The 24,685-nt window shown below is 61.8% G+C and carries 21 protein-coding genes; 8 read left to right on the top strand and 13 right to left on the bottom strand.

The window, feature by feature from the left end; genetic code table 11:
- Position 1: 1 nt before the first annotated feature.
- Genes QFZ69_RS11895 through QFZ69_RS11880 form a run of 4 tightly spaced genes read right to left on the bottom strand, consistent with a single transcriptional unit; the run spans position 2 to position 3,993 of the window.
- A complete protein-coding gene (locus QFZ69_RS11895) occupies positions 2-1,660 on the bottom strand; it encodes an AMP-binding protein (RefSeq protein ID WP_306918385.1) in 1,659 nt (552 codons plus the stop codon).
- A 39-nt stretch (positions 1,661-1,699) separates the two neighbouring features.
- A complete protein-coding gene (locus tag QFZ69_RS11890) occupies positions 1,700-2,605 on the bottom strand; it encodes an acyl-CoA thioesterase II (protein WP_306918383.1) in 906 nt (301 codons plus the stop codon).
- A 6-nt stretch (positions 2,606-2,611) separates the two neighbouring features.
- A complete protein-coding gene (locus tag QFZ69_RS11885) occupies positions 2,612-3,094 on the bottom strand; it encodes a cupin domain-containing protein (protein WP_306918382.1) in 483 nt (160 codons plus the stop codon).
- 5 nt (positions 3,095-3,099) lie between these two features.
- On the bottom strand, positions 3,100-3,993 hold the full coding sequence (locus QFZ69_RS11880) for a fumarylacetoacetate hydrolase family protein (RefSeq protein WP_306918381.1): 894 nt from the start codon (positions 3,991-3,993) through the stop codon (positions 3,100-3,102).
- 126 nt (positions 3,994-4,119) lie between these two features.
- Between QFZ69_RS11880 and QFZ69_RS11875 the strand changes: the two genes are divergently transcribed.
- On the top strand, positions 4,120-4,515 hold the full coding sequence (locus QFZ69_RS11875) for a RidA family protein (RefSeq protein ID WP_306918379.1): 396 nt from the start codon (positions 4,120-4,122) through the stop codon (positions 4,513-4,515).
- A 64-nt stretch (positions 4,516-4,579) separates the two neighbouring features.
- On the opposite strand, the gene QFZ69_RS11870 is transcribed toward QFZ69_RS11875, so the two are convergent.
- Complete coding sequence (locus tag QFZ69_RS11870) at positions 4,580-5,026, bottom strand: thioesterase family protein (protein WP_306918378.1); 447 nt, start codon at positions 5,024-5,026, stop codon at positions 4,580-4,582.
- 164 nt (positions 5,027-5,190) lie between these two features.
- Between QFZ69_RS11870 and QFZ69_RS11865 the strand changes: the two genes are divergently transcribed.
- On the top strand, positions 5,191-6,051 hold the full coding sequence (locus QFZ69_RS11865; RefSeq protein WP_306918375.1) for a PaaX family transcriptional regulator C-terminal domain-containing protein: 861 nt from the start codon (positions 5,191-5,193) through the stop codon (positions 6,049-6,051).
- A gap of 532 nt (positions 6,052-6,583) precedes the next feature.
- Positions 6,584-7,870: an MFS transporter gene (locus tag QFZ69_RS11860; protein ID WP_306918372.1), complete on the top strand. Its 1,287-nt coding sequence runs from the start codon at positions 6,584-6,586 to the stop codon at positions 7,868-7,870.
- 69 nt (positions 7,871-7,939) lie between these two features.
- Here the strand turns inward: QFZ69_RS11860 and QFZ69_RS11855 are convergent, their stop codons facing one another.
- Positions 7,940-8,617, bottom strand: coding sequence for a GntR family transcriptional regulator (locus QFZ69_RS11855; protein WP_307000470.1), 678 nt, complete (start codon positions 8,615-8,617; stop codon positions 7,940-7,942).
- Between the two features lie 127 nt (positions 8,618-8,744).
- Between QFZ69_RS11855 and QFZ69_RS11850 the strand changes: the two genes are divergently transcribed.
- The 4 genes from QFZ69_RS11850 (at position 8,745) to QFZ69_RS11835 (ending at position 13,157) form a co-directional block, all read left to right on the top strand.
- The gene (locus QFZ69_RS11850) at positions 8,745-9,539 is read left to right on the top strand and encodes an HpcH/HpaI aldolase/citrate lyase family protein (protein WP_306918368.1); all 795 of its coding nucleotides are present in this window, start codon (positions 8,745-8,747) and stop codon (positions 9,537-9,539) included.
- Positions 9,540-9,541: 2 nt separating this feature from the next.
- The gene (locus QFZ69_RS11845) at positions 9,542-10,501 is read left to right on the top strand and encodes a C-terminal binding protein (RefSeq protein ID WP_306918366.1); all 960 of its coding nucleotides are present in this window, start codon (positions 9,542-9,544) and stop codon (positions 10,499-10,501) included.
- A 206-nt stretch (positions 10,502-10,707) separates the two neighbouring features.
- Entirely contained in the window at positions 10,708-11,484 is a 777-nt protein-coding gene (locus QFZ69_RS11840; RefSeq protein ID WP_306918364.1) for a cyclase family protein, read from the top strand.
- Complete coding sequence (locus QFZ69_RS11835) at positions 11,481-13,157, top strand: thiamine pyrophosphate-binding protein (protein ID WP_306918362.1); 1,677 nt, start codon at positions 11,481-11,483, stop codon at positions 13,155-13,157. Before QFZ69_RS11840 ends, QFZ69_RS11835 begins: the two co-directional genes overlap by 4 nt.
- Before the next feature lie 367 nt (positions 13,158-13,524).
- On the opposite strand, the gene QFZ69_RS11830 is transcribed toward QFZ69_RS11835, so the two are convergent.
- The 6 genes from QFZ69_RS11830 to QFZ69_RS11805 form a co-directional block, all read right to left on the bottom strand.
- Positions 13,525-14,919 (bottom strand): IS1380 family transposase, encoded by a 1,395-nt coding sequence (locus QFZ69_RS11830; protein WP_306917360.1) that lies wholly within the window; start codon positions 14,917-14,919, stop codon positions 13,525-13,527.
- A 378-nt stretch (positions 14,920-15,297) separates the two neighbouring features.
- Positions 15,298-16,404 (bottom strand): transposase family protein, encoded by a 1,107-nt coding sequence (locus QFZ69_RS11825; protein WP_306918360.1) that lies wholly within the window; start codon positions 16,402-16,404, stop codon positions 15,298-15,300.
- Positions 16,405-17,088: 684 nt separating this feature from the next.
- Positions 17,089-17,934: a hypothetical protein gene (locus QFZ69_RS11820; RefSeq protein WP_306918358.1), complete on the bottom strand. Its 846-nt coding sequence runs from the start codon at positions 17,932-17,934 to the stop codon at positions 17,089-17,091.
- Positions 17,935-18,045: 111 nt separating this feature from the next.
- A complete protein-coding gene (locus tag QFZ69_RS11815) occupies positions 18,046-18,873 on the bottom strand; it encodes a DUF1206 domain-containing protein (RefSeq protein ID WP_306918356.1) in 828 nt (275 codons plus the stop codon).
- Between the two features lie 295 nt (positions 18,874-19,168).
- Positions 19,169-19,453 (bottom strand): hypothetical protein, encoded by a 285-nt coding sequence (locus QFZ69_RS11810; protein ID WP_306918355.1) that lies wholly within the window; start codon positions 19,451-19,453, stop codon positions 19,169-19,171.
- Between the two features lie 295 nt (positions 19,454-19,748).
- On the bottom strand, positions 19,749-19,904 hold the full coding sequence (locus QFZ69_RS11805; RefSeq protein ID WP_306918353.1) for a hypothetical protein: 156 nt from the start codon (positions 19,902-19,904) through the stop codon (positions 19,749-19,751).
- A 1,397-nt stretch (positions 19,905-21,301) separates the two neighbouring features.
- On the opposite strand from QFZ69_RS11805, the gene QFZ69_RS11800 reads away from it, so the two are divergent.
- Positions 21,302-22,393 (top strand): IS630 family transposase, encoded by a 1,092-nt coding sequence (locus QFZ69_RS11800; protein ID WP_306912900.1) that lies wholly within the window; start codon positions 21,302-21,304, stop codon positions 22,391-22,393.
- On the opposite strand, the gene QFZ69_RS11795 is transcribed toward QFZ69_RS11800, so the two are convergent.
- Positions 22,390-24,549: a glycogen debranching N-terminal domain-containing protein gene (locus QFZ69_RS11795; protein WP_306918351.1), complete on the bottom strand. Its 2,160-nt coding sequence runs from the start codon at positions 24,547-24,549 to the stop codon at positions 22,390-22,392. The two genes, QFZ69_RS11800 and QFZ69_RS11795, sit on opposite strands and share 4 nt — an antisense overlap.
- Positions 24,550-24,685: the final 136 nt, after the last annotated feature.

Raw genomic sequence — 24,685 nt, 5'->3', positions numbered from 1 at the left:
ACTAGGGCCGGTTGGCGGCGACGCCGGCCAGCTGGTCGTTTTCGAGTTCGAGGCAGTCACGCAGCTTGAAGTGCTGCAGCTTGCCGCTGGGGTTGCGGGGAAGTTCAGACGTGAACCGGACATCCCGCGGGTATTTGTAGGGAGCTATGGTCGCTTTGACGAAGTCCTGGATTTCCTTGCGTTTGGCATCATCTGCATCCACGCCCTCGCGCAGCACGATGAAGGCGCAAACCACGCTGCCGCGTTCCTGGTCCGGCCGGGCAACCACGGCGCTTTCGACGACGTCAGGGTGCTGGTCGATCGCGGCTTCAACCTCGGGGGCGCCGATGTTGTACCCGGAGGAGATGATCATGTTGTCGGACCGGGCCTGATACGTGAAGTAGCCTTCTTCATCCTGGGTGAAAGTGTCACCGGTGACGTTCCAGCCATTGACCACATATTTGGACTGCCGTTCGTCGGCAAGGTAACGGCACCCGGTGGGGCCAACAACCGCCAGCCTGCCGGCCTCGTTGGGGCCAGCCTCGTTGCCGTCATCGTCCAGGATCGTGGCACGGTAGCCGGGGATGGGCACACCCGTGGTACCTGGCCGGATGTCATCTCCCGCTGCGGAAATGAAGACATGGAGCAGCTCAGTGGACCCGATGCCATTGACCAGACGGACGCCGGTGGCATTGTATACGGCCTCCCATGTTTCCTTCGGCAGATGTTCGCCGGCGGAGACCGCAACCCTGAGGCGGGAAAGGAGCTCCCCCCGGCCGGCTTTGAGAATCGCGCGGTAGGCGGTGGGTGCAGTGAAGAGGATGGTGACACCAGCTGCGGCCGCGTGTTCAGCGAGCTCCACGGGGGCGGCGCGTTCGGTAAGGAGTGAGGAGGCTCCGAACCGCAACGGGAAAACTACAAGTCCCCCGAGCCCGAAAGTGAACGAGATGGGAGGTGAACCCGCAAAGACATCCTCGGCGGTGGGCTGGAGAATGTGGCGGGCAAATGTATCAGCATTGGCGAGGATGTCACGGTGGAAGTGCATGGTGACCTTCGGCGCGCCCGTGGTCCCTGACGTGGGGCCCAGGAGCGCGACGTCGTCGGCCGCTGTTTCCACATTGGTGAACTTTCCGCTCTTGGCCGCGCAGCGGGCGATGAAGTCATCTTCACCGGGCCCGCCGTACGGTACAACAGTCACGCCGTCGACTGCTGCCAGTACCAGTTCATCCATAAAACGATGGTCAGAAATCGCCAGGACAGGCCTGGTGAGCCCAATCAGGGTGGCTACCTCGGAGGACCGGAGTATGGGCATGGTGGTGACAACCACGGCGCCGGTTTTCAGCACGCCCAGCCAGGCCGCTACGATCCACGGGTTGTTGGGTCCGCGGAGAAGGACCCGGTTTCCGGGCACCACTCCGAAGTCTTCAGTGAGGACCTGGGCTGCCTGGTTAGCCCGCTTTTGGAGCTCGCCGTAGGTCCAGGTTGTTCCGTAGGGGGTGTGGAGCGCGGGACGGTCCGGCCCGTGTTCTGTTACTGCGTCATCGATTAGCACAGCCCCGGCGTTGAGCACCTCGGGGTACTGGAGTTCCGGCAACGTGAACTCGAGGGTCGGCCACAATTCGGTGGGCGGCAGGTGGTCACGGGTAAAGGTGTCCACGTGGGCTGAGGATGCTGGTGTCATGGCCACTCCTTTCAGTGCGTCTGATGAGTTGGGTTGGTGTCAGGAAGCCTGACGAATCATGCCTTCTTGGGCCACCGTGGCGAGCAGGCTGCCGTCCTTGGAGAAAAAACGGCCCAGCGCCAACCCGCGGTTGTTTTGGACCGAAACGGCTTCTTGCACGTAGAGGATCCATTCGTCCGCGCGGCCATCACGGTGGAACCACATGGAATGGTCCAAGCTGGCCGTGCTCAGTCCCGGAGAGGACCAGTGCAGGTCATTGACCCGCAGCAGCGGTTCCAGGATGGTGTAATCGCAAACGTACGCCAGGGCGGTGCGGTGCAGGTTAGCTGTTGCGTAGGCGTCGTCGCCGTCGGGCAAGCGGTCAAAAGCTTTCACCCAGACGGCCTGGTGTGGCTGGCTTTCGCCTTCGACCTGCACGTAGAGGGGACCCGGAACGTGGCGCATGTCGAAGCTCCGGCCGGCAGACCAGTAGTCAGCGGCTGCACCGGCTGTATCCTCGAGGGCATCGGCGGCTGAACGGAGGGACCCGGGTTCAACAACGGCTGGGGAGGCGGTTTGGAAGTCCGGGCCATCTTCCCGCACGTGGAAAGAGCCCATCGCCGCGAAGACAATTTTTCCGTTCTGGTAGCCGCGGACGCTGCGGGTGGAATACCCGCGGCCGTCCCGCAGGCGCTCCACCTCGTACCTGACGCTCGACTCAATGTCCACGGGCCTCATGAAGTAGCTGTGCATCGAATGCAGGCTGCGGTCCGACTGGACGGAGCGCATCATGGCAGCGGTGGACTGGGCCACCATGTCGCCGCCGTATGACTTGGGCCATGGCACGTATTGCGTCACTGCCTCGTAGGCCTCGTCCGCATGCTGTGCCGGGACAGGCGTGAGTTCGATGGCCCGCAGGAAGTTCTCGGAGGTCGGTGCTTTGACTGCCGGGGATGCAGGAATCATCGTCGTTTATGCCCTGCGGTAATCGACGAGGGAGTCGTCGGCGACGTCGACCAGGTTGACGACAATGTTCTCCGGAGTGCGGGCGGTGAGCCACACCAATTCCTCGGTCACGGACATGTTCGCCTCAACGTGCGGCATGAAGGGGGGCACGAAAACCCAGTCACCGGCTTTCATGTCCTGGTATTCGGAGTAGTTTTCACCGTAATAGATTCGGCCGTGGCCGCGCAGGACGTAACCGCCGGTCTCTGCCTCCCCATGGTGGTGGGGCAGGGAACGGTAGCCGGGAACATTGGACACCTGGCCGAACCAGATCTTCGTAGCCGGAGTGTGCTGGATGGAGACCCCTGAAATGCGGACGCAGTCCCCGGATTGGGCTGTATTGGTGTCTTCCTGTCCGGCCTTCGTGACCACGGGGACAACGCGCCCATCGGCGCCGGCGTAGATCGAGTTGTCGCCATCGGTCAGGTATTCGGTGATGGTATCGGTCATGATCTTCATTCCTTGGTGCTGGTGGCTGCGACCGGCATGCGGGCTTCGGTGCCGGTGGGCTGATGGATGCGGACGGTGTTCTGCAAGGTTCCGATGCCGGCGATCTCCGTGGTGAGGACATCACCGTCGCGCAGGAATCGTGGGGGCTTCATGCCCATTCCCACCCCGCCTGGCGTCCCGGTGAGGACCAGGTCCCCGGGCCGGAGCAAAGTGAACCGGGAAATGTAGGAGAGCAGCTGCGCGGGCCCGAAGACCAGTGTTGAGGTATTGCCGCTCTGGACCAGTTCGCCGTTGACGTAGCCCTTTACGTCAAACGAAGTGCCGGCCTCGTCTGGGGTAATCATTACCGGGCCCACGGGGGTTGTGGCGTCGAAGGCCTTGCCTTGGAACCACTGGAGGGTCCGGTTTTGCCAGTCCCGCATGGAGACATCGTTGGCAACGGTATAGCCCGCGATCGCGGCCCGGGCCTCCGTCTCGTCCGCGCGAAAGAGCTGGGCGCCGACGACTACGGCCAGCTCGGCTTCCCAGTCGACGCGGTCGCTGCCGTGGACGGTGATGGTGTCGGATGCGCCCGTCAGCGTGTCCGCGTATTTGGCGAATAGCGTCGGGTATTCGGGGAGGTCACGCCCCATTTCCCGGATGTGGTCGCCGTAGTTCAGCCCGCAGCAGATGACCTTCCTGGCCGTAGGCAGAAGCGGAGCAAGTGAAGCCGCGGAGGCCTCAATGAAGCCCGCGTCGTCCGGCCCTGCATCTGCCGTTGCCTTCACGGTATTCCGCCAGTCGGGGTCCTCGAGGAGCGTTCCAACGTTCGGATACGGCAGGGGCAAGTAGGACTCTACGCCCACGGCAAGGGCCGCCGTCGTGCCGTTTTCACTGGTTCTCAGTGTGGCCAGTTTCATCTGCCAGTTCCTCTAATCTATATATCGACTTTATTACGATCGTCACATATGCTCAAGGTAGCACGGCAGAGAAGATCTGAATAGTGCTTTTTTGACGCCAGTAACAAGCCGATTCAGGAGAACACTGTGAACAGGACCATCAACCCCGATTCGCTGCCCAAGCCGTCCGGATATGCCCACGGCATCCTGTCCGGAAACACGGTTTTCCTCGGCGGGCAGACAGCGCTCGACAAGGACATGAAGATTGTTGAGGGCGGCATTGTGGAGCAGTTCCGGCAGGCGTTTTCCAATGTGCTGACCACGCTGGCCGCGGCGGGAGGGCAGTCACAGGACCTAGTCAGCGTCACGATCTACCTCACCGACGTCGAGGACTACATGGCCAACGGCCGCGAGATAGGCCGGATCTGGCGGGAAATGGCCGGGTCTGAGTACCCCGCCATGGCTGGCATCGGAGTTACCAGGCTCTGGCAGAAGGAAGCACTGATCGAAATCCAGGGCATCGCGGTAATAGCGGAACGCTGATCCCTTCCGGTATACAGGAGCCGGGCGTGCCGGCGTCGGGCTCCGGCGCCGGGCTTTCCTGCCTCTAGGACGCGGGGGCGGCGGCTGCCATCAGAGCATTGACGGCTTCAACGAGGTCGTGCGGCCACGGCTGCGATTTTTCGAATCCAGGCGGCACATGGGCCACCGTGACTGTACCGAAGGCGGCGATGCCCGCGTTCGACTTCGGGTGGGTGTGGCCCCGGACTTCGAAGGCATACGTCAGGGATGTCCGGCCGAGCTTTTGTACTTCAATGGACGCCGTGATCAGCTGACCGAACCAGAGTTTTGACCTGTAGGAGATCTCCTGGTGGACTCGGGGCGCGCTGGGAAAGTAGTCAGGCAGGCCGAGATTCCGCATGAGCTCAGCCTCGGCCGCCTCAACCCACCGCATAACCGCAGAATTATGCTGATGCCCCGAGGCATCAGTGTCTACCCACTCAACCGTGCGGTCGATGCTGGCGTTTGCCACCGATGGAGTTCGTGCTGTCATGGCGCTCCCAGACCTGTGGAGGTGTGGACCCTCCGGTTATTATGTAAAGTGTGTGACGACCGTTTCCATGGTGCCACAGCCGTGTCATCAGCTGAAACGAAAGCCCGCAGCGTCTGGAATTGGGAGGCGCCGGCCGCCCAACTCCGACCGACCCGAGGTGCTGAATGGCTTCCACAGATACCGTTCCCGATTTGGCCCCGATGCCGCGGCACCAGCACCTGATCGTGACCGTCTATGGGCTCTACGCCAGGGAACACGGCGGCGTCCTCGCCGTCTCGGACCTGATCCGCCTGCTCAGCGATCTGGGTGTCGAGTCAGCCGGCGTACGGTCCTCGGTCTCCAGGCTCAAGAAACGCGGCGTCCTGGTCAGCCTGAAGCAGGGAGGCTCTGCCGCGTACAGTCTCGCCCCCGGACTCGAAGAAGTATTCAAAGCCGGGGACGAGCGCATTTTTTCTCCTCGGCGGGCCATCAAAGGTGACGACTGGATTCTGACCTCATTCTCGGTGCCGGAGTCACAGCGGCACCTGCGCCACAAACTGCGCACCATTTTGACGCGGATGGGCTGCGGACAGGTATCCCCGGGCTTGTGGATAGCGCCCGGCAGTCTTGGCAGCGAGATCGCCCAACAGTTGGATCGTGCCGGGCTGATGGAATACGTGGATCTCTTCAGGGCAGCCCGCATGGGCGAGGGGAACATCCGGGCAAAGGTGGGCCAGTGGTGGGACTTGCCCGCTCTCGACGCCCTCTACTCGGACTTTCTGGTCCGCCACCAGGATGTCCTGGTGCGATGGGCCGGTGGCCGGGCCGAGGAACCAGAAACCCCTGAGCAGCTGAGGCAGGCGTTCAGCGACTACGTGCCCACCGTGACCCAATGGCGCCGGCTTCCGTATTTGGACCCGGGACTGCCGGAGGAATATCTTCCCGAGGGCTGGTCGGGACTGGCCGCCGAGGCGCTTTTTGCCAAAGTGCACTCCTTGTTGGGCCCAAAGGCACAGCGGTACGCACGTTCCGTTCTGGGCGCGTGAAACAACTCCGCGCCGCGGGGCTCCGTCCCTTCTAAGCGGGCACTGGGTTGTGGGCCGTGGCCGTGAGTCGGAGGGCATCGCCGATTCTGGCATAAGCGTCCGGAGCGCGCTCTTCCTCCATTAAGCAGGCGTGGACAACGCGCAAGTGACCCGCGCCCTGGGCGCCTAGGGGTCACCTTCAATAACCGTGACGTTGGCGTGCTCAAGGACGGCTTCCAAATCTGACATGTCGAGATAGTAGCCGTTCCCGACGTGGAGTAGCCGGCCGCAGGGCAGCCTCCATCGGGCCCACGTGTTCCAGAGACCCGCAAATGTAACAAATTTCAGCCTTGTAAAATTCTAGGTGGCGACTGTCGACAATTACGAATTTACCCTGCACACTGGTGGGGACGGCAACGCAGCGCGGGAGCTCCCCTTCGGCTCACCCTCTGTTCAGCACAGGCGGCCCTAACCACACGGTCCCCGATGTGCGCCGAGCTCGAGCCGTTCCTTTTCCAACCACCGGACCCCCACTATTAAGGGCAGGACTAACATGCAAGCCATTGCCACCCGGAAGGCCATCAAAAGGCTAATTCCGCTCCTGGGTATCTGTTTCTTCATCAGCATCATTGACCGCACCAACGTAAGTGTCGCTTCACTGACCATGAATGCAGATATCGGCATGTCGGCTGCGGCGTACGGCTTCGGCGCAGGCATCTTCTTCATCGGGTACTTTTTGTTCGAAGTTCCCAGCAACCTGGCACTGGCAAAGTATGGTGCCCGCCGCTGGATCGCACGGATCATGATCACCTGGGGTGTCATCTCGATGGCCATGTACTTCATCAGCAACGAGACGACGTTCTATATCTTCCGTTTCCTTTTAGGGGCCGCCGAGGCAGGCTTCTTCCCTGGAGTGGTGTTCTTCCTCTACCAGTGGTTTGACCAGAAAAATATTGCCAAGGTCCTGGCCACTTTCTTCGCTTTCGGCCCACTGGCCAACGCCGTCGGCGCACCCCTGGCCACGGCCATCATGTCTGCCTGGGGTTGGCAGTGGGTCTTCGTGGTTGAAGGTATTCCCGCAATCATTCTGGCCTTTGTAGTCCTGCGGATACTTCCGGACAGCATCGAGGATGCGAAATGGCTGACGGCAGAGGAGAAAGTTGCTCTTCGTTCCGCAGTTGCAAAGCCCACCGAGCACGTTTCATGGGTGAAAGCTCTTCGCGATCCGCAAACCATGCTGATGTGCCTCCAGTATTTCCTGATCATGACCAGCAGCTATGCCCTGGTCCTGTGGCTGCCGCAGGTAATCAAGTCCTTGGGCGCTGACGTTGGCCTCACTGGCTGGCTAACGGCCATTCCGTTTGCGGCGGCTGCCGTCGGCATGGTCCTGTGGGGCCGGCACTCCTCCAAAACCGGGGAACGGATCTGGCACACCGTAATTCCGTGCATCGCGGCCTGTCTCGCCTTCGCCGTCGGCGCCTATACCAAGGAACCGGTCCTGGCCCTTGCGCTCCTGAGCGTGGCTGCAACGGCTGTTTACGCTGCCCCCAGTGCATTTTGGTCCCTTCCCCGGACATACGTCAGCGGCGCTGTGGCTGCGACCGCGACCGCCCTCGCCAACTCCTTCGGCAACCTGGGTGGCTTCGTTGGGCCGTATCTGAACGGATGGATGCGCGACCTTACTGGAGGGTTTGAGCTTGGGCTTGCCCTCCTTGGAATTCCCATCCTCCTGGGCGGCCTCCTGACGTTCATTACCGCACGCATGGCATCGCCGAAGACTGAGAGCCAGCAGACAGATGAGAGTCTCCCCGCGGTAGTTTCCGCACAGACGTCAGCCTAAAAGCGTCAGCCTAAAAGACGGTACGCGGTGCCGCGCCGGCATCGAGCGCGGCATCGCACGCTCAGTTCGTCAGTGCAATGGAGGCAGGAGCGAAGGACAGCCCATCCCTTGGAGGATGTGAGATTCGAGCTCAGCCACAACGTCTCCCGACTGCCCCCTCGACGCGGCCTCAGTCAGCAATTGCACCAGAAGTTCGTGCCGTTCCACCATCCCGTCTGATCCCCGGTTGGGGGCGTCGGTACTGATGAGAGTGAGTTCCACTTGATCCTGAATCCGCCCGTAGCCCTCGATCAGCCTGCTGTTCCCGGAAAGCGCAACCAAGGAGCTATGAAAGACCCTGTCGGCAGCGGCGATAGCGGCCTGCGACCCGGACGTAAGTGCGGCGCGGAGGGCCTTGAGCTGAAGGGAGAAATCACCCACAGCTTTGTCCGAGTGGACTATGAGTCGCACTGCCAGGGTCTCGTAGGCCAGCCGCATGCCGGCAAGTTCCCTCAGATCATCTTCACCAAATTCAAGGACCACATACGACCGGTTCGGATCCTTGGTGGTGAGTCCCGCGGCCTCGAGCAGGCGCAGCGCTTCGCGGACCGGGGACCGGCTGACCTTCATTTGCTCGGCGATAACAGAATCGCGGAGCGCGTCACCGGGGCGCAGGGTCCCGTCCAAGATAGCTTCCCTGAGTTTTTGGTGAATCTGCGTCACAAGAAGTCCCGGACGAATAGGCGCGAAGCCGTGCGTGGTTGTCATGATCTCCTCAACTTTGCCCACCCGGGAGTCCTTCAAAGGAACCTCATCAGTTCGCGGTAGTGGCGACTGTGGACAATTCCCCTTCATCCATCCTCGCATAGCCACTGACAGAGATACGGAACATTTGATGACCACTACAACCCTCAACCTGACGGGCCGCCTGGCCGCAGGGCCCCTTATCGGCACTTTCGTAGGCATCTCCAGTCCTACAGCTGTGGAGATCCTTGGCTGGAGCGGCTACGAGGTGCTGTGCCTGGACGCCGAACACTCGGCTTTCGGTGTCGCCGACCTACAAGGGCTCATTCGCGCGGCCGATGTGACTGGCACGCCGGCCTTGGTCCGCGTTCCCGAACTTGGCCAGGATATCGGCCGCGTCCTGGATTGGGGCGCCGCGGGAGTGGTCGTGCCCCGGATTGAAACAGTGGACCAGGCCAGGGAAGCCGTGTCCCGGGTGAGATACCCCTCCGAGGGAGGCCGGGGAGCCGGGCCCGGACGCGCGACACGGTACGGCGCCAATATGGGGCAGTATGTGGCCACAGCCAATGATGACGTCCTTCTCGTCCTGCAAATTGAGACAGCTGCCGGTGTGGCCAACGTCGAGGAGATTGCTGCCGTCGAGGGCATCGATGTCATTTTTGTCGGACCCGGTGACCTGGCCGTTTCATTGGGGACAAGTCCCGGGTCCGCCCAGCACGCTGCCGCTGTCACCCGGATTCTGAACGCTGCTGCCCAGTGCGGCGTTCCTACCGGAATATTTTGCTCCTCCCCAGCCCAGGTGGAGAAGTATTCTGCCGAAGGCGTCCGGCTATACCTTATCGGTGCTGACGTAGTTTTCCTCGCTGAGGCAGCGGGACAGACCCTGAAATCCGCGCGCGGAGCAATCGCCGCCGCGGCACTCGTAACATCCAAGGGAGTCAATTGAGCATGCGCATTGTCAAAACCGACGGAGTCCTCGAGACATACGACGCCGATCGCGCCGAGTTCGCCGGACTCGATATCACCTTCGACGAAATCACCAGCCTGACTGAGGCCGAACTCATATCCAACTGCGAAGGAGCCAGCGCGCTACTGGTTCTCCGCGAACCAATCACTGCGCGAGTCCTTGATGCTCTGCCGCAGCTTCGCGTCATCGGGCGCTTCGGCGTGGGTCTGGACTCCATTGACGTCCAAGCCGCAACAAACCGGGGCATAGTGGTCACCAACGTCCCCGACTCCAACATCACTGAAGTTGCCACGCACGCCGTCGCCTTGGCCTTGGCGCTTACTCGGCGATTGCACCGCTATGACCGCAGCATCCGGTCAGGTCAGTGGGATTTCGAAGGCCCAGGTGCCGGCGTACGGCGAGTCTCCACCCAGGTGTTCGGCCTAATCGGCTTCGGCAAGATCGGTCAGCGGGTAGCTGCCAGTGCAAAGGCCATCGGATTCGAGGTCTGGGCTCACGATCCGTTCATGTCGGATGACGCGATCTCCTCCCATGGGGTAAGACCTGCGTCGTTCAGCGATCTGATCGCCGGCGCCGACGTCGTCTCAATCCACGTGCCACTTATCGAAACAACACGAAATCTCATCGGCGCCGCTGAACTTGCCAAATTCAAGGCAGGCGCAAATCTTATTAACGTTTCCCGGGGCGGACTAGTTGACGAAGTCGCCCTGGCAGCGGCGGTTGCCGGTGGACATCTTGCGGGTGCCGGCCTGGATACATTTGCCGTCGAACCACTGGCACCTAACAACCCACTTCGAGACCTTGAAAACGTCATTCTCTCGCCCCACGCCGCACATTACTCGGCAGAATCGTACGCAGAGACGCGACTGAAGGCCTTCCGGGATGTAGCCCGGGTCCTCGGTGGGAAGACGCCGTTCTATGCGGTAAACGCCGTGAATTGATGTGATCCTGACGCGTCCTTGCCTGCCCTGCTGGGTCCTGGTCCCAGCGCATTGCGCTGGCGGCTCCAGGCTGTCGGATGCGTGGCTGAACGCGCCTGAGCACGCGCGCTGCCGCCTACCTTTGTACTCATTTACTGTCGATCGCAAAAAAAGCGATACAAAACGTCAATCGTGTGGTTAGAATCATCCCACTGAATAGGAGAACAATGTCTGTAATAGCTGGGCTAGTCACAGCCCTCCGAGATGGTTCGGTCGAAATCGTGGACCTCACAACTCCTCTGAGCAGGGACACGCCGATACTGAATCTGCCGGAGCCTTTCGCGAACACGGTTGGCCTCAGCCTTGCGCCGGTGAGCAACTTCGACGATGCCGGACCGGCATGGGCATGGAATGACGTCAGTGTTGGGGAGCACGCGGGTACCCATCTGGATGCTCCCATCCATTGGATCTCGGGCCGGGACGGCAAATCCGTGGATCAAATCGAGCCGTCCCGCCTCGTCGGTCCCCTCGTGGTCATCGACAAATCGGCGGCGGTGGCACAGAATCCGGACTTTCTCCTGGAACCTGAGCACTTCGAGCAGTTTCAAGAGGAACACGGCGCGCTTCCGGAGAACTGCTGGATCATTTTCCGAACCGGTTGGTCTGCCCGGGGCGGGAACGCCGCGGACTTCGTCAACTCGGACGAGGCCGGACCTCATACGCCGGGTGTCTCGGCTGCAGGGGCCGAATGGATAGCCAAGAATGACAGCATCAGCGGCTTTGGGGTGGAGACTGTCGGCATTGATGCGGGGCAAGCTGGCGGCTTCGACCCCATGTTCCCGGTCCATTCCTTCCTACTTGGTGCGGACAAGTACGGCGTGACGTCCCTTCGCCAGGTCGACAAGCTTCCCGTGCTGGGTGCCACCCTGATTGTTTCCCCTCTGCCGATTGTCGGGGGGACCGGCAGTCCCGCCCGCGTTTATGCCCTGATGGACAAGTCATGAGCCAGTCGGTGCAGGTATCTGATCTTGTTGGGCAGACGCTGGCGAAACTGGGCGTCGGCCACGTGTTCGGCGTTGTTGGGAGCGGAAACTTCGACGTCACCAACGCTCTGATCCGTGAAGGGGTCCCCTTCACAGCGGCACGGCATGAAGGCGGTGCTGCAACAATGGCGGACGCTTACGCCCGGATGTCCGCCAAAGTCGGCGTCGTGAGCACGCATCAGGGCTGCGGCCTGAGCAACGCCATCACGGGGATCGGCGAGGCGGCAAAGAGCCGCACGCCCCTGATCGTGCTGACAGCCGACACGCAGGCCGCGGCGGTGCGATCGAATTTCAAGATCGACCAGGATGGGCTTGCTCGCAGCATCGGAGCGGTCGCCGAAAGGATCCACTCCGCTGAAACCGCCGTGGCAGACACTGTGCGCGCTTTCCGTACAGCGGTCAATGAGCGGCGGACGGTTGTCCTTAGCCTCCCGCTGGATGTCCAGCATGCGCCGGCGACAGGCTCTCTTGACGAGGTAGCCCTGCAGCCCCCCGCACGTCTGCGTCCCGACGCCGCAACCGTCGACCAACTAGTCCAGCTCCTCAGGGAAGCAAAACGCCCCGTTTTCGTCGCCGGACGCGGCGGCCGGGGAGCCCGGGACTCGATCCTTGCGCTTGCCGACTACAGCGGTGCACTCGTTGCCACCTCAGCGGTAGCCAACGGTCTATTCAATGGTGAGACCTTCAACCTGGGCATCTCCGGAGGCTTCTCGTCCCCGCTGACTGCTGAACTCATAGCCGGGGCGGACCTGATCATCGGGTGGGGCTGCACGCTGAATATGTGGACCATGAGGCACGGCCGGCTGATATCGCCGGATGCCAAAGTCGTCCAGGTCGACGTCGAAGATTCCTCGCTCGGAGCCAACAGGCCAATCGCGCTGGGCGTTCTGGGCGACTCCGCCCTCACGGCCAACGACGCTCTGGCAGTCTTGAAGACCGTCCAGCCGAAGGCAGAGGAAAAGTACCGCACGGAGTCGAATGCTCTTCTTATCAAGCAAGCTTCGCGGTGGCGGGATGTGGAAACACCCGACCTGTCGACGGCTACGACAATCGATCCCCGTATCTTGAGCCGCGAACTCGACTCCATCCTCCCTGCCAACCGAATTGTCTCTGTAGACTCCGGCAACTTCATGGGCTATCCAAGCCAGTACTTGTCCGTGCCGGACGAATTTGGTTTCTGTTTTACGCAGGCGTTCCAAGCCATCGGTCTGGGACTTTACACAGCCATCGGGGCGGCGCTGGCCCGGCCGGATCGACTGCCTGTTTTGGGCGCCGGCGACGGCGGGTTCCTCATGGGCATCAGCGAGCTGGAAACAGCGGTCCGCTTGGAGATCCCACTCGTGTGCATCGTATACAACGATGCCGCCTACGGGGCCGAAGTGCACCACTTCGCCGAGGGCGGCAAGAAAGTTGACCTGCGCACTGTGACATTCCCGGACACTGACATTGCCGCGATTGCCCGGGGCTTTGGTGCCGAAGGCGTTACGGTGCGTGTCGCGGAGGATCTCCAGCCTGTGCAAGAGTGGGTGGCATCGTTCAAGGCGGGATCCCAGAATCGGCCCTTGGTGATCGACGCCAAGATCGCCTCTGACGGCGGATCCTGGTGGCTCGCCGAAGCCTTCCAAGGGCACTGACCTCCTCCTTCCCAGGCGTTCGAGAAATTGATGTCGCCGCCATAACGTGCTCCTTTGCTGGGCGGGCCTCCCGCCATTGCAAATTCTGTACCGTTCGGGCGGCGCCACCAATGAAATCGTGTGCGGGGAACCCGTCCGCAGTTCCACTTTCGCCAGCGCAATGAAGAACCGCATTCCCGCACTGGGGAAAGTGATTCTTTTTCTTGGCGTGCGCAGGAGGACCGCTTAGCCTCGATCCACCGGTTGTGTTTGATGGGGCAGGGTCGTTCTGATCTGGGTCCGGGTTCGGTCGATGGGCATGACGGGGTTGCCGGCCTTGCTGCCGGTGGTGTTCCTTGGTCCTGGTTGCGCCGAGTCGGCTGGGTGGTCAGATGGTGGCGGTCCGTGGTGGCCCGCAGGCCGCTTCGAAGAGATTTGACCAGCTGGTTTCCCAGGGCCAGTTGGCGGGCAGGTGCAGGATGATTCTCCGTGCCGAGGTCGCGATCCTGGCGGGGACGGTGATGATTTTTCGGCGGATGGTTCCGCTGCGTGCCTTGCCCAGGTCGGTGCTGGCGAGGGTGCCGATGGCGCGTGAGAGGTTGAAGGCGATGGCCGCCAGGACCAGCCAGGCTGCGTTGGCGGTGAATTTTCCCGAGGGCAGGTGCGCCAGGGCACTGTCTTTGAGGTCTGCGTTGACCTGCTCGATTATGGCGTGTTGGCGGTGGGTTTTGTCTGCGGTGACGGTGTCTAGGGCGCTGGTGGTGAAGAAGGCGTGGAAGCGGTGGGTGTCGAACAGGGTCTGTTGCCCCGCGCTGGCTTTGGCGTTCAGTTCCGGGATCCGGCGCACGACCAGGCGCCCGTGGATGCGTTCGGCTTTCTTTCGGCCCACGAAGGCAGTGAAGGCGGTTTCGGCGACTTCCGCCGAGGAAATCCAGGCTCCGGTGGTTTCATCGCGGACTGCGTCGGTGTATTGGATTGTGGTCCAGGCCTGCTCGTTGATGGTGGCGATGGAGCGTTTGACGGCCGGGTCCATCCTGGCGGTAATGGACACTTTTGCGCCTGCGCGGTGGGCAGCGGCGACAACTGAGTGGCCGTAGAACGCGCTGTCGGCACGCAGCAGCACCAGCCCGGTGGCGTCCTTGCCACGCAGCCGTTTCACGGTGGCAAGGATGTCACCGATGAACTTCCCCGCCCCGCGCGGGGACCCGGAGCTTCCCTTGCGCAGCCTCGCGCCGATGATGACCGGCGCCGCGGTCGCGGTCGAGAGGATCCCGATCAGCGCGTTCAATCCCCGGACCCCTGAGTAACCGTATCCGGAACCCTGTTTCCGGTAGCCGTGGACTTCCTTGATGGTGTCGTCGATATCGACCAAAGCGTAATCATCGATACCGGAGGCGATCGGGGCCACGGCGGCGACGTTCACCAGCCACCGGGCCGCGAGGGCGTCGAGCTGGCGGACATGGCCGAAAGTGAACGCCCTCAGGAACGATCCCAGAGTCGACGGGGCATATGCGCCGGCGAAGAGTTTCTTCATCCCGCCGTGCCGCAGCAAGGCCATGTCATCGATGGAATCGGCCCCGGCGACCATGCCCGCGACCATCGCAGTGACCTTCAACCCCGCATTTGCGCCGAAGTATCCGGGCAGCGTCAGCCACTGATCAGCGAGTTCGCCCAGGCAGGTTTTCATCGCCAGCGCCATCGCCGGGACCAGCCCTGCGGCCGACACGAGATTGGAATCATCGAACGCGGCTGACACGCGCGTGGATCTATGGAAAAGTTGCACCTACGAGATGCCTCTCGGATTGGCCAAACGGAGTTCTAGACAAACCCCATTTTTGCCGATCCGACAGGCATTCTCCGTTTAAACCGCCGCTCCAACCTCAACCCGACCGGTGGATCGAGGCTTAGGGGGTGTGGTGTGGACAATGTCCACATCTTTGGCTTCGGACTGGGTCGTACTGGGGTCGGTTCGGGCCGGATTCCGTATGTTTTCGCGGGCTACCGGTGTTAGCAAGGGCTGGAACCCAGTTCGAGTCCCACCTCGGGCACAGTGTTTTCCCTCGTCAGAGACGATTTTGCTTTGACGTTTTGACAAAGCACGTGGTCGCGTCGCTCTGACGGCTGGTTCGCGGGCTTTGGCCTGGCCGCCGCGGTGGCCTATTCAGGTGTGTGGGTGGCGGGCTCCGTGCCCTGGCTCGTGGGCCCTCCGCCTGCTCTGTACTGGGGTATACGGGTTCCTCTTTCCGGTGCTGTCGGGTTGGGCGTGCGTGTCCAACACCAGTTCATGGTCTGGAGTTATGGGTACTACATGACCTCTAAGACTTTGGCTTCGGATCTTCGCGCGCGGCTCCTCGCGGGTGATCAGGAGAGTTTCCGGGCTGTTTGCATGCTGCTTTTTAGGACTTTGTTTAGCGGTGGTGAGGGTCAGGAGCTCTGTGCAGATAGCCTGGATCTGACGCTGGATGGCGGCCGGGTTCAGGGGCCTGTTTTCGCGTTTTAGGCGGGCTTTGGTCTCCTTGCTGACGGTGCCGGTGTCGGTCAGGACGCGCAGGAACGGGGTGGCGGGTGCATCGTATGTCAGGCTGACCTTCGCGCCAGTCCGGACTTTCGCGAGGAGTTTTTGCTGGGGTCCGAAGTGGTTGGTTAGCAGCCGCTGGAGTGCCCAGATCCGGTTCAGCAGTTCCAGCTCGCCGGCGGTGTCGTAGCGGTGATAGCCAACGCCCTGGCGGACGATGTGCCAGTTCTTCTGTTCGACGTGGGCGCCGTCGTTCTTGTTCCCGGACCGGGAGCGGTTGAAGGTGAGTTTTTCCTGTTCGCACCAGCGGAAGAGCTCCCAGTTGATGAACTCCGAGCCGTTGTCCGAGTCGATGCCCAGGACGGGGAACGGGAACGCGGCGGTGGCGTCCTTGATGGCCGCGAAGACCCATTTCTGCGCCTTGTTGATCACCGAGCGGGTTTCCGTCCAACCGGTTGCGATGTCAGTGATATCAAGGGTGCAGCAGAACTCACCCTGGTTGTTGCCGCCCTCGTGGCCGACCAAGTCGATCTCGACGAACCCGGGCACCGCATCGTCCCACTCGGCCCAGGTCCGGATCGGAATCGAGTCCTTCAGCAGAGTTCCGGGCTTGGTGTGGGACCGGCCCCGGGGCTCCAGCTTCGCCCGGTCGGCCTTGAGCCAGCGGTCAATGGTCGCCGGCGCGATCTTCAGCAGCTGCGCGGCCGTCCCGGCATCAAGGCGCAGCTCTTTGAACCGTCGCAGACGTGGCACCAGGTCCGGCAGCGCGGCCGCGAGGAGCCGGCCGCACGGGGTCCCCTGGACCGCCCAGCAGAACCGCAACGCCTCGGCCCCGGCTCCCCGTAGAGCGGCAGCCGGGGGGCCCTGGCCTGGGCAGGCCGCAGCACCAGCGCAGTCCGCAGCGCCTTGCGGGCATGGTCGCGGTGCCATCCGGTCGTTGCACACAGCTCATCCAGAATCTGCTTCTTCACCGCCCGGTCCGACCGGGCGTACCGCGTGGCGATGACCTTCGTGACAGCCCTGCGTTCACTCATCGAAAGCTCCATGGCTCACAATGCCGAAACGGCAGACACCGCCCCGGCGGACACGCCGCTACGCGGGCATTATCAAATGATTCTTCGAATACCGCTGCGCGGGCATCTTTGAGTCAACGCGCCGACTTATTTGGCCCGGGGCGGAGGAGCTTCATAGAGTGTTGACATCGTCAACACAGCCGTGAGGCCGCTCCAGGCTGATGCTCGGCCCATTTGTCACCTTCTTGGATGTCCGTTCGTGAGCCGCCTTTTCCCGCAGCGGCCCGGACTGCGTGGCGTGACACCCCAACCTATTTCGCGTTGCACGCCGGTATGACTTCTCGCCTACCAGGTATTTCTGCCACGAGTTTGGTCGTGGATGCCTGCGAATTGGAAGTTGGCGATGAGGCTGATGATCTGTAGGTTATGGCGTCCAGCATGCCTGCCCAGAGCTTTCGGGCCTGGTCGATCGCCTTGTCGGCGGACATAGTTCGGATCGTCTCCATTTGGTTCTCGACGGCGGCACCTTTGGTTGCTTCTTTTGTCGGGGCGGGCCGCGTGCCCGGTAGGTTTCTTCGATACTGCTGCCGCGGTAGATGAATTCGGCGTTGATTGCGCTGGTCTGGGTAGCGGTCAGGGGGATCGCCGCGCTGTTCTGGGAGCCGTCGTATTGTGCGAGTGTCTCGTTCCCGACGAGCAGCCCGTCGCTGATGGTGATGCCGCGTTCGGCCAGCACGCCGGTCAGTGCGGCGATGATCGCCCCCCGCGGTTCGGCTGGCCAGCGTCCCAGGGTGGAGGTGTAGACGGCGAAGAGGCCGGCGGTGGTGTCCATGTCAATCTCATTCGGGATCACCATGAGGGTCTGATTCAGACCACCTTGAGCAAAGGGGTGCACCAAATCGGCAGCTGAGCGCCAGGAGGAGACGACTCTGAGCGGCTTGGCGGTTTTCCTCGGCCGCAAGCGCAAGCGCAAGCGCAGGCTGAAGGCGGAGCGGCACCGCCGATCGAGATGGGCCAGGAGGCGGAGACAGATGAACTCGACGCACGGGAGGGTGAAGCGAAGGCGGCGCGGGCGGAAGCGGACGCACAGCAGGCCGAAGTGGATGCCGACCGGCTCCGCAGGGAGGCCCGCGAACGTCAGGAGGACGCCCTGACTATTTGTGAGGGTTTGCAGGAATGGGTCCAGGAAGGCCGATTTGTCCTGGAATCGTCTGCTGGCGCATTGATCTGGATCCGGGTGTGAATAGAGGCTTTCCGAAAGAATCGGCACGGCTCAGGCCAGTACAGCGCGCTCTTGGAGGCTGTCGTCGCGGTAGAGGCGGGCGCTCCATTAGCCATTGGAGCAGGAGCTGGCCAGCTGGCCGCGTCGTCGGAGGGGAGCTTACATCCGCGCGAATTTGGCCTTCACCATCAGGTAGAGCCCGTAACAGATCAGACCGGCGCCGACGGCGGTCAACATGTAAACCCCGTACGGCTGCTCGCGCAGCGCCTTCAGCCCGCCATCCAGACCCGTGGACTCCCGGGGGTTGGCGTTAACGGTGGAAATGATGAACAGCAATCCCACCAGAAACAGTGCGACGCCCTCGGCTACATAGCCGACCACTCCCAGCCCCGTCACGACGGACCGTGCGGTGCCCGGGGGTGGCAACCGCAGTTCCTTCTTGAACGATCCTTTGACTCCGAGGACAACGAAGACAAGGCCGGCGATGGCGATCGCGGCCCCGATGGCGATCAACAGGAACGCGCCCCCGGGCGCCTTGATGATGGAGACCGTGAAATCGCTGGTGGACTGTCCACTGGTCTGGCTGTTTCCGCTGGCGGAGGCAGCAAACGTCAGGGCGATGACAGCGAATACCACCGCTTTGCCGGCTGCGGAAAGCTTCTTTCCCACTTTCTTCCTGGGCTCCAGCTGACCGTAATCGAACACGGCGTTGCTTGTTTGCCAGAGAGCCAGAGCAACGCAGGCGGCGAATCCGGCCCACAGCAGCAGCAGACCCTGCGGCTGAGCGGCGAGTTGGGCGACTGCACCGGCCTGATCCGCCGGTCCCGCCTGTCCCGCCTTGCCTAGTGCCAACTGGATGGCGACGAACCCGACCAGAAGGTGCAACAGGCCGCTGACGGCAAAACCTGCCCTGGCGGCAATCACGAGAGCCCTCGAGTTCGATGCATCCTCGACCGCGTTCGCGGCGTCCTTCAGCTCTCGCTTCATTTCCGATCCTTAGCGCCAGCACAAACGCAGAGACTGTGATGCGTAACGCCTATTTTGTCACGGGAGTACACCCACGGACAGGGCTAGTCGGAGCCAGCGAAGACAGCATCCACGGGAGCCTGTTCGGCCAGGAAACCGCGCGCCGGCCCTCGCAGCATATGAAATCACGGCGACGCCGCAGTGCCGGCACCGACCAGCGGTCGGGAAACGACCGAATTCAGCGGACGCTTGCATGCCGGAGCGGTGCCTTACGACACATCAGTCCCGGGTGCCGGCACTGATGTGAGCGGTCAGATCAGCTGTTTCCGGGATCGACGAGGCTCTGTTCGTTCTCGTCCTGCGCCGGGGCATCCTTGAGTCCCAGCGGTGAAAGATCCATGTCCTCCACTACGGCGCCAGGTTCGTTCCCCTCAGCGTCCTTGTCCGCAGCCCCACTTTCCGGTGCCGCTCCCTTATTCATTGTTCGTGATTCGGACGCTCCAGGTGTGTCAGCGCCGGGATTTACAGACTTGCCAATGGTTTCTTCTTCACCGGCAGCTGTATCGGTGGTTTCTGAGGCGGGGACGGGATTCTGTGTCATGAAGTGTCCTTCATCTTTCCGTTGTAGTAATGATCTGGTCGTGTGCTGCTGACGACGGCGGTGTGACGTGGGCAGCTTCGCACGTCTCGGAGGACACGAACTGGAGCGGTCCGGCGCACACCCTGCCGTGCTTGCACACAGTTAGCGTGCCGGGCCCGGGTGCCCGCCTCTAGCTGGCCCGCCGCGGGCATCTGATCCAACAAGCGGATCAACCCGACAGGCGGATCAACCCGACAGGCGGATCAACCCGCGACGCTCACTGATCGCCTATCCCGCCAAAGCGGGACTCAAACGTCTATGCGATCAACGTATGCAGGTTCACTCCGAAGAAGGCCACAAGCGGCCAAAGCACGATCGCCGCCAGACCTTCCATAACGTTGCCGGGAACGTTCCACGCCACAAGATACCCGTGAGTTGCGGCGACCACTACCCCGATGACCAGATACGCCACTCCGACCAGCCTAACCGTACGCCCGCCCATTCTGCGCCTGCCAATTCCCCGTATCATCACTGTTCTTCCGTTGTGGGGTGGAGAAACAAACTACAGTACCGCCGGGATATCCGGGGAGCCCGAGGCTCCTTCCAGTCTCTTCTTCGGAGGGCGGCCGTGATCCGAATTTCGGACAAGCCGGGCGTCGCCGGCGCAGAATGACGGTGTATACACATCCGGGGCCACGCCGCCCCGCATGTCCCGGGATGCCCGCTGCAGGCACCGGACTGGCCGCGTCCCCTGTTTGGGGAGCGCGGCAGTCGTTCGGAGTGGCACGCGGTGTACCAGAAAAGGGGGTGTGGACAATGTCCACACTTTGAGCTTCGGACTGGGCCGTACATCGGGCGGACTGGTCCCTATTGCTTATGTTTTCTGGAGTTCCCTGTGTTTTCAAGGCCTGCAATACAGTTCGAGTCCCACCTCGGGCACGGCATATCCCCTCGTCAGAGGGGGTTTTTGCTTTAACGTGTGTACAAAGCTTGTGGTCGCGTCCCTCTGACGCAGGTGCGGGCTGTGGCCTGGCCGCCGCGGTTGCCTATGGAGGTGTGTGGGTGGCGGGTTCATGGTCCTGGCTGGTGGGCCCTCCGCCTGCTGTGGCTGGGGTTATGCGGTTCCTCGTTCCGGTTCTGCCTGGTTGGTCGGGAGTGACCAACACCCGATCATGGTTCGGAGTTAGGGGTACAACATGACGGCGGCGTCTTTGGTGCGGAACTTGTTTGGAAAGTTTCCTCTGGTGGTCAGATGGAGCCGGGTCTGTGTTTGTCCTGCCAAAGGGGGTGTGGACACTGTCCACACTTACGTCTGCTTTTATAGGAGTGCCTGTGGTGGCAAGCGCCGAAGGGAATCCTGGGTTAAGAGCTGCATGTAGGACCAGGTTTGCGCAGGGCGACTTGAGCCGCTTAGGCAGCACGAAAGATAGCCCAGATGCCTTTTCGCGATCAGGGTAGGGGAGCGGCACGATTAGTGGCAGGAGCCAGAACTACTTATGGATCGATGTGTACCAACGAGCGATCGTGCCCGATAGAGCCTTTCTCTTGCCTCAGCGGTTGGGCCGAGTCAGAACTGTCAGTTTTCGATCTAAGAGGATTCGCAAGCCGTTGTTAGAAAAGAAGAATGGAACTCTATTCTGACCACCCCTTGCAACTTGCCTGACGTCAGGTTGGGGTGTAGCCCATGTGGGGCAGGCAGTCGCTTTTGTATTACTGCGTCTTTATTGTCGGAGAGTGCCTGCCTCAATGCTCCCGATGATGGCCTTCGCGGTTAGTCCACGAAACCCGGCGCGGGCCCGGACGGCGCCGACGAAGTGCCTTCCTAGTGTCCTGCGCCTGAAATTCGCTTCGTAATTATAAAATCAGGATATGGCGAATGTCGGGCGGCCGAAGGCCTTGCTGGATCTGTCGGCTGAAGAACGCGGGACGCTGGAGCGGTGGGCCCGGAGACGGAACTCATCCCAGGCGTTGGCGACACGGTCGAGGATCGTGCTGGCCAGCGCCGAGGGTCTGACGAACGTGGCTGTCGCAGCCCGGTGCGGTGTCGAGCCGCATACTGTGGCGAAGTGGCGGCGCCGGTTCCTGGAGCACCGGCTGGACGGACTGGTCGACGATCCCAGGCCCGGACGGCCGGCCTCGATCACCGCCGACCAGGTCGAGGACGTGGTCGTTGCGACGCTCGAATCCACGCCGGCGAACGCCACGCACTGGTCGAGGGCGAAGATGGCCGAACGCTCCGGGCTCTCGAAGTCCACGATCGGACGGATCTGGCGGACCTTCGAACTCAAGCCCCACCGCGCCGACGGCTTCAAGCTCTCCAACGATCCCTTGTTCGTCGAGAAGGTCTACGACGTGGTCGGTCTCTATCTGAATCCCCCGGAATCGGCGGTCGTGCTCAGTGTGGACGAGAAGTCCCAGGTCCAGGCGCTGGCCCGGTCCCAGCCTGCGTTCCCCATGATGCCCGGCATGCCGGAGAAGCGGACCCACGACTATGTCCGGCACGGGACCACCACCCTGTTCGCCGCCCTGAACACCGCGGACGGGTCAGTGATCTCCAGCCTGCACCGCAGGCACCGGGCCGCCGAGTTCAGGAAGTTCCTGGCCAAGATCGACACCCAGGTCCCCGAGGGCCTGGACGTCCATCTCATCTGCGACAACTACCAGACCCACAAGACCCCGACCGTGAAGACATGGCTTGAGAATCACCCGCGTTTCCACATGCATTTCACCCCGACCTACTCCTCCTGGCTCAACCAGGTCGAGCGGTTCTTCGGATTCGTCACCGAGGACCTGCTGCGCCGCAGTGACCACCGCAGCGTCCAGGCCCTCGAAGCGGACATCCGCAAATGGGTCAGCGAATGGAACACCAACCCCATACCCTTCACCTGGACAAAGACCGCGGAACAGATCCTCGAATCCCTCGGGCGACTTCTGAAGCGAATTTCAGGCGCAGGACACTAGTCGCTGCTTTCCATTTGTGCCTGCTCGACGAGTTCGGTCAGCCACGGCCGGTGTTCACGGTGGAATGTTATGCCGTCAGGCAGCCCGTGGACGGAAGGTTCGGAGCCGATGACATCGATCGTTATCCGGCTTCCGGCCATGGGGGCGTTAGTGATGTGAAGGTCTCCATATGAGTCAGGAAGCGCGGGGTCCAGCCAAAATCCTCCACGGGAAATGTGCGCGTCATACCGCATCAGGCTGGTAACCAGCATGATCGGAGTAGTCGCTGCCCAGGCCTGCGGGGAACACGCGGTTGGATAGGGTACCGGTTCCGGGACCTGGTCCCGGCTGAAGCCACAGAACAGTTCCGGCAATCGGCCTTCACTGTATTCAGCGGCCTCGAAAAGTGCGGTTGAAATCCTCTGCGCCTCCTCCGTATAGCCGTAGCGGATTAGACCGGCGGCGATGATGGCGTTGTCGTGCGGCCAGACCGATCCGTTGTGGTAACTGGCGGGGTTGTACGCGCCCATCTCGGTCGAGAGGGTTCGGACTCCCCAGCCGCTGAACATATCCGGCGACATTAGCCGGTCCACTACCCGCGGAACCTTGTCATCATCGATGATGCCGTGCCACAGGCATTGCCCCATGTTAGAGGCGCAGGCGTCGACCTGCCGTTTGTTCGCGTCCAAAGCGACGGCGAAATAGCCCCTCTCCGGCATCCAAAACTGTTCATTGAATTGTCTCTTCAACTTTGCCGCTTCAGTCGTAAGCGCGGAGGCCATGCCCCGATCACCGGCGTCATAGGCCATCCAGGCGCGGGATAGAAAAGCCGAGTAGGCAAGCGCCTGAACTTCGCACAAGGCGATGGGCGGCTCTGCCAAACGTCCGTCTGCGAAGTTTATGCCGTCCCAGGAGTCTTTCCAGCCTTGGTTGATCAGGCCTTCCGGGTTGAGTCGCTGGTACTCGATGAAACCGTCTCCATCTTTGTCCCCATATTTCCGGATCCATTCCAGAGCCCGGTCAGCATGGGGAAGCAATGCCGAGATGGTGTCCTTGGCAAAGCCCCACCGGCTCACCGAGGCAAGGGTCATAACGAACTGCGGGGTGGCATCGATGCTGCCGTAATACACGGATTTACCGCCCAGGGAGAGGCCGCTGGACACGCCGAGTCTGACCTCATGCAGAATTTTCCCCGGCTCTTCTTCGCTCATAGGATCGACGACGCTGCCCTGGCGGTCAGCCAGGGTCTGCAGGGTACCCAGCGCCAGGGAGGGGTCCACGGGCAACGCCATCTCCGAAGCCCAGAGCGAGTCGCGGCCGAAGAGTGTCATGAACCATGGCGCCCCCGCAGCGACGACAATCCGTTCGGGGTGTGCTGGGTCTTCGATCCTCAGCGCGCCCAAATCGTCGTAGCTGCGCCGCAGGGTGCGCTCCATCGATCGGTTGCCCATGTGAAGTTTGGGAATCTTCTCAACCCATTGCTGCCGGCGGCGGTCGCTGGGGGACGGTTCCTTGCGGGCGGGTCCAGTGGGCGGAACACTCCGCCCTGCACTGAAGCTGGTGGACTCCAAGGTCAGTTGGCCTGTCCAGGTTCCGTGCGGCGGGATCGTGGCCTTGCAGCCCAAAGCCTTCGATGAAACGTCGAAGCCGGGGGCTGTTACGGTCACGGCCTTCTGGACGTCATGCCAGTCAGCATTAATGGTGAGGGAGTTGCCGTCTATGTGGTGCCTTTGTTCCCAGCTCCGCTGAACCCGGGCCTCTTTTACTTCGAAGAGGTCAGCAAAGTCTGCTTCGACGTCGATTGTGATCTGGCATTCAGCGTCGCTGGAGGAGTAGTTCCGGAGGGTTATTTCTTCCTTGAGGATCCCGGCTCCGACTTCCCGCAGCCGTTCCACTATCAAGGGGCTGTCCGCGTAGCCATCCGAGCGGGGAACGCGCCCTATAAACAGGGCTCGGTATGGCTCCTTGGTGGAAGCGGTCAACGGCTCCAAGGGCAGATTGTTCACTGCCAGGTTCCAGCGGGAGAGGATCCGGGTGTCTTCGTGGAAGACGCCGTGCGGATGTTCAGGAAAGATGTCTCCGTTCGCCGAGGAGATACAAAATGAAGAGCCCTCGACCAACGTAACCGTGTCTGTCCCCAAAGGGCCGGCAGCGGTGTCCATGTTCCATCCAGCCATCCCCGCTCCTCTTACGGTTCAAGGCAACGGCCGCGATGCGGGACATCCCCGGGCATCACGAACTTTCTGGATAGACGCTACGCCCATGTTCGGTAAGAGGAAAGGCGTCACTCTGGATGGTCCGAGAGGTTTTCTT

This window comes from Arthrobacter sp. V1I7 (assembly GCF_030817015.1).
In the GTDB taxonomy this organism is placed as follows: domain Bacteria; phylum Actinomycetota; class Actinomycetes; order Actinomycetales; family Micrococcaceae; genus Arthrobacter.
This window is presented reverse-complemented; position numbering and strand designations above follow the sequence as displayed.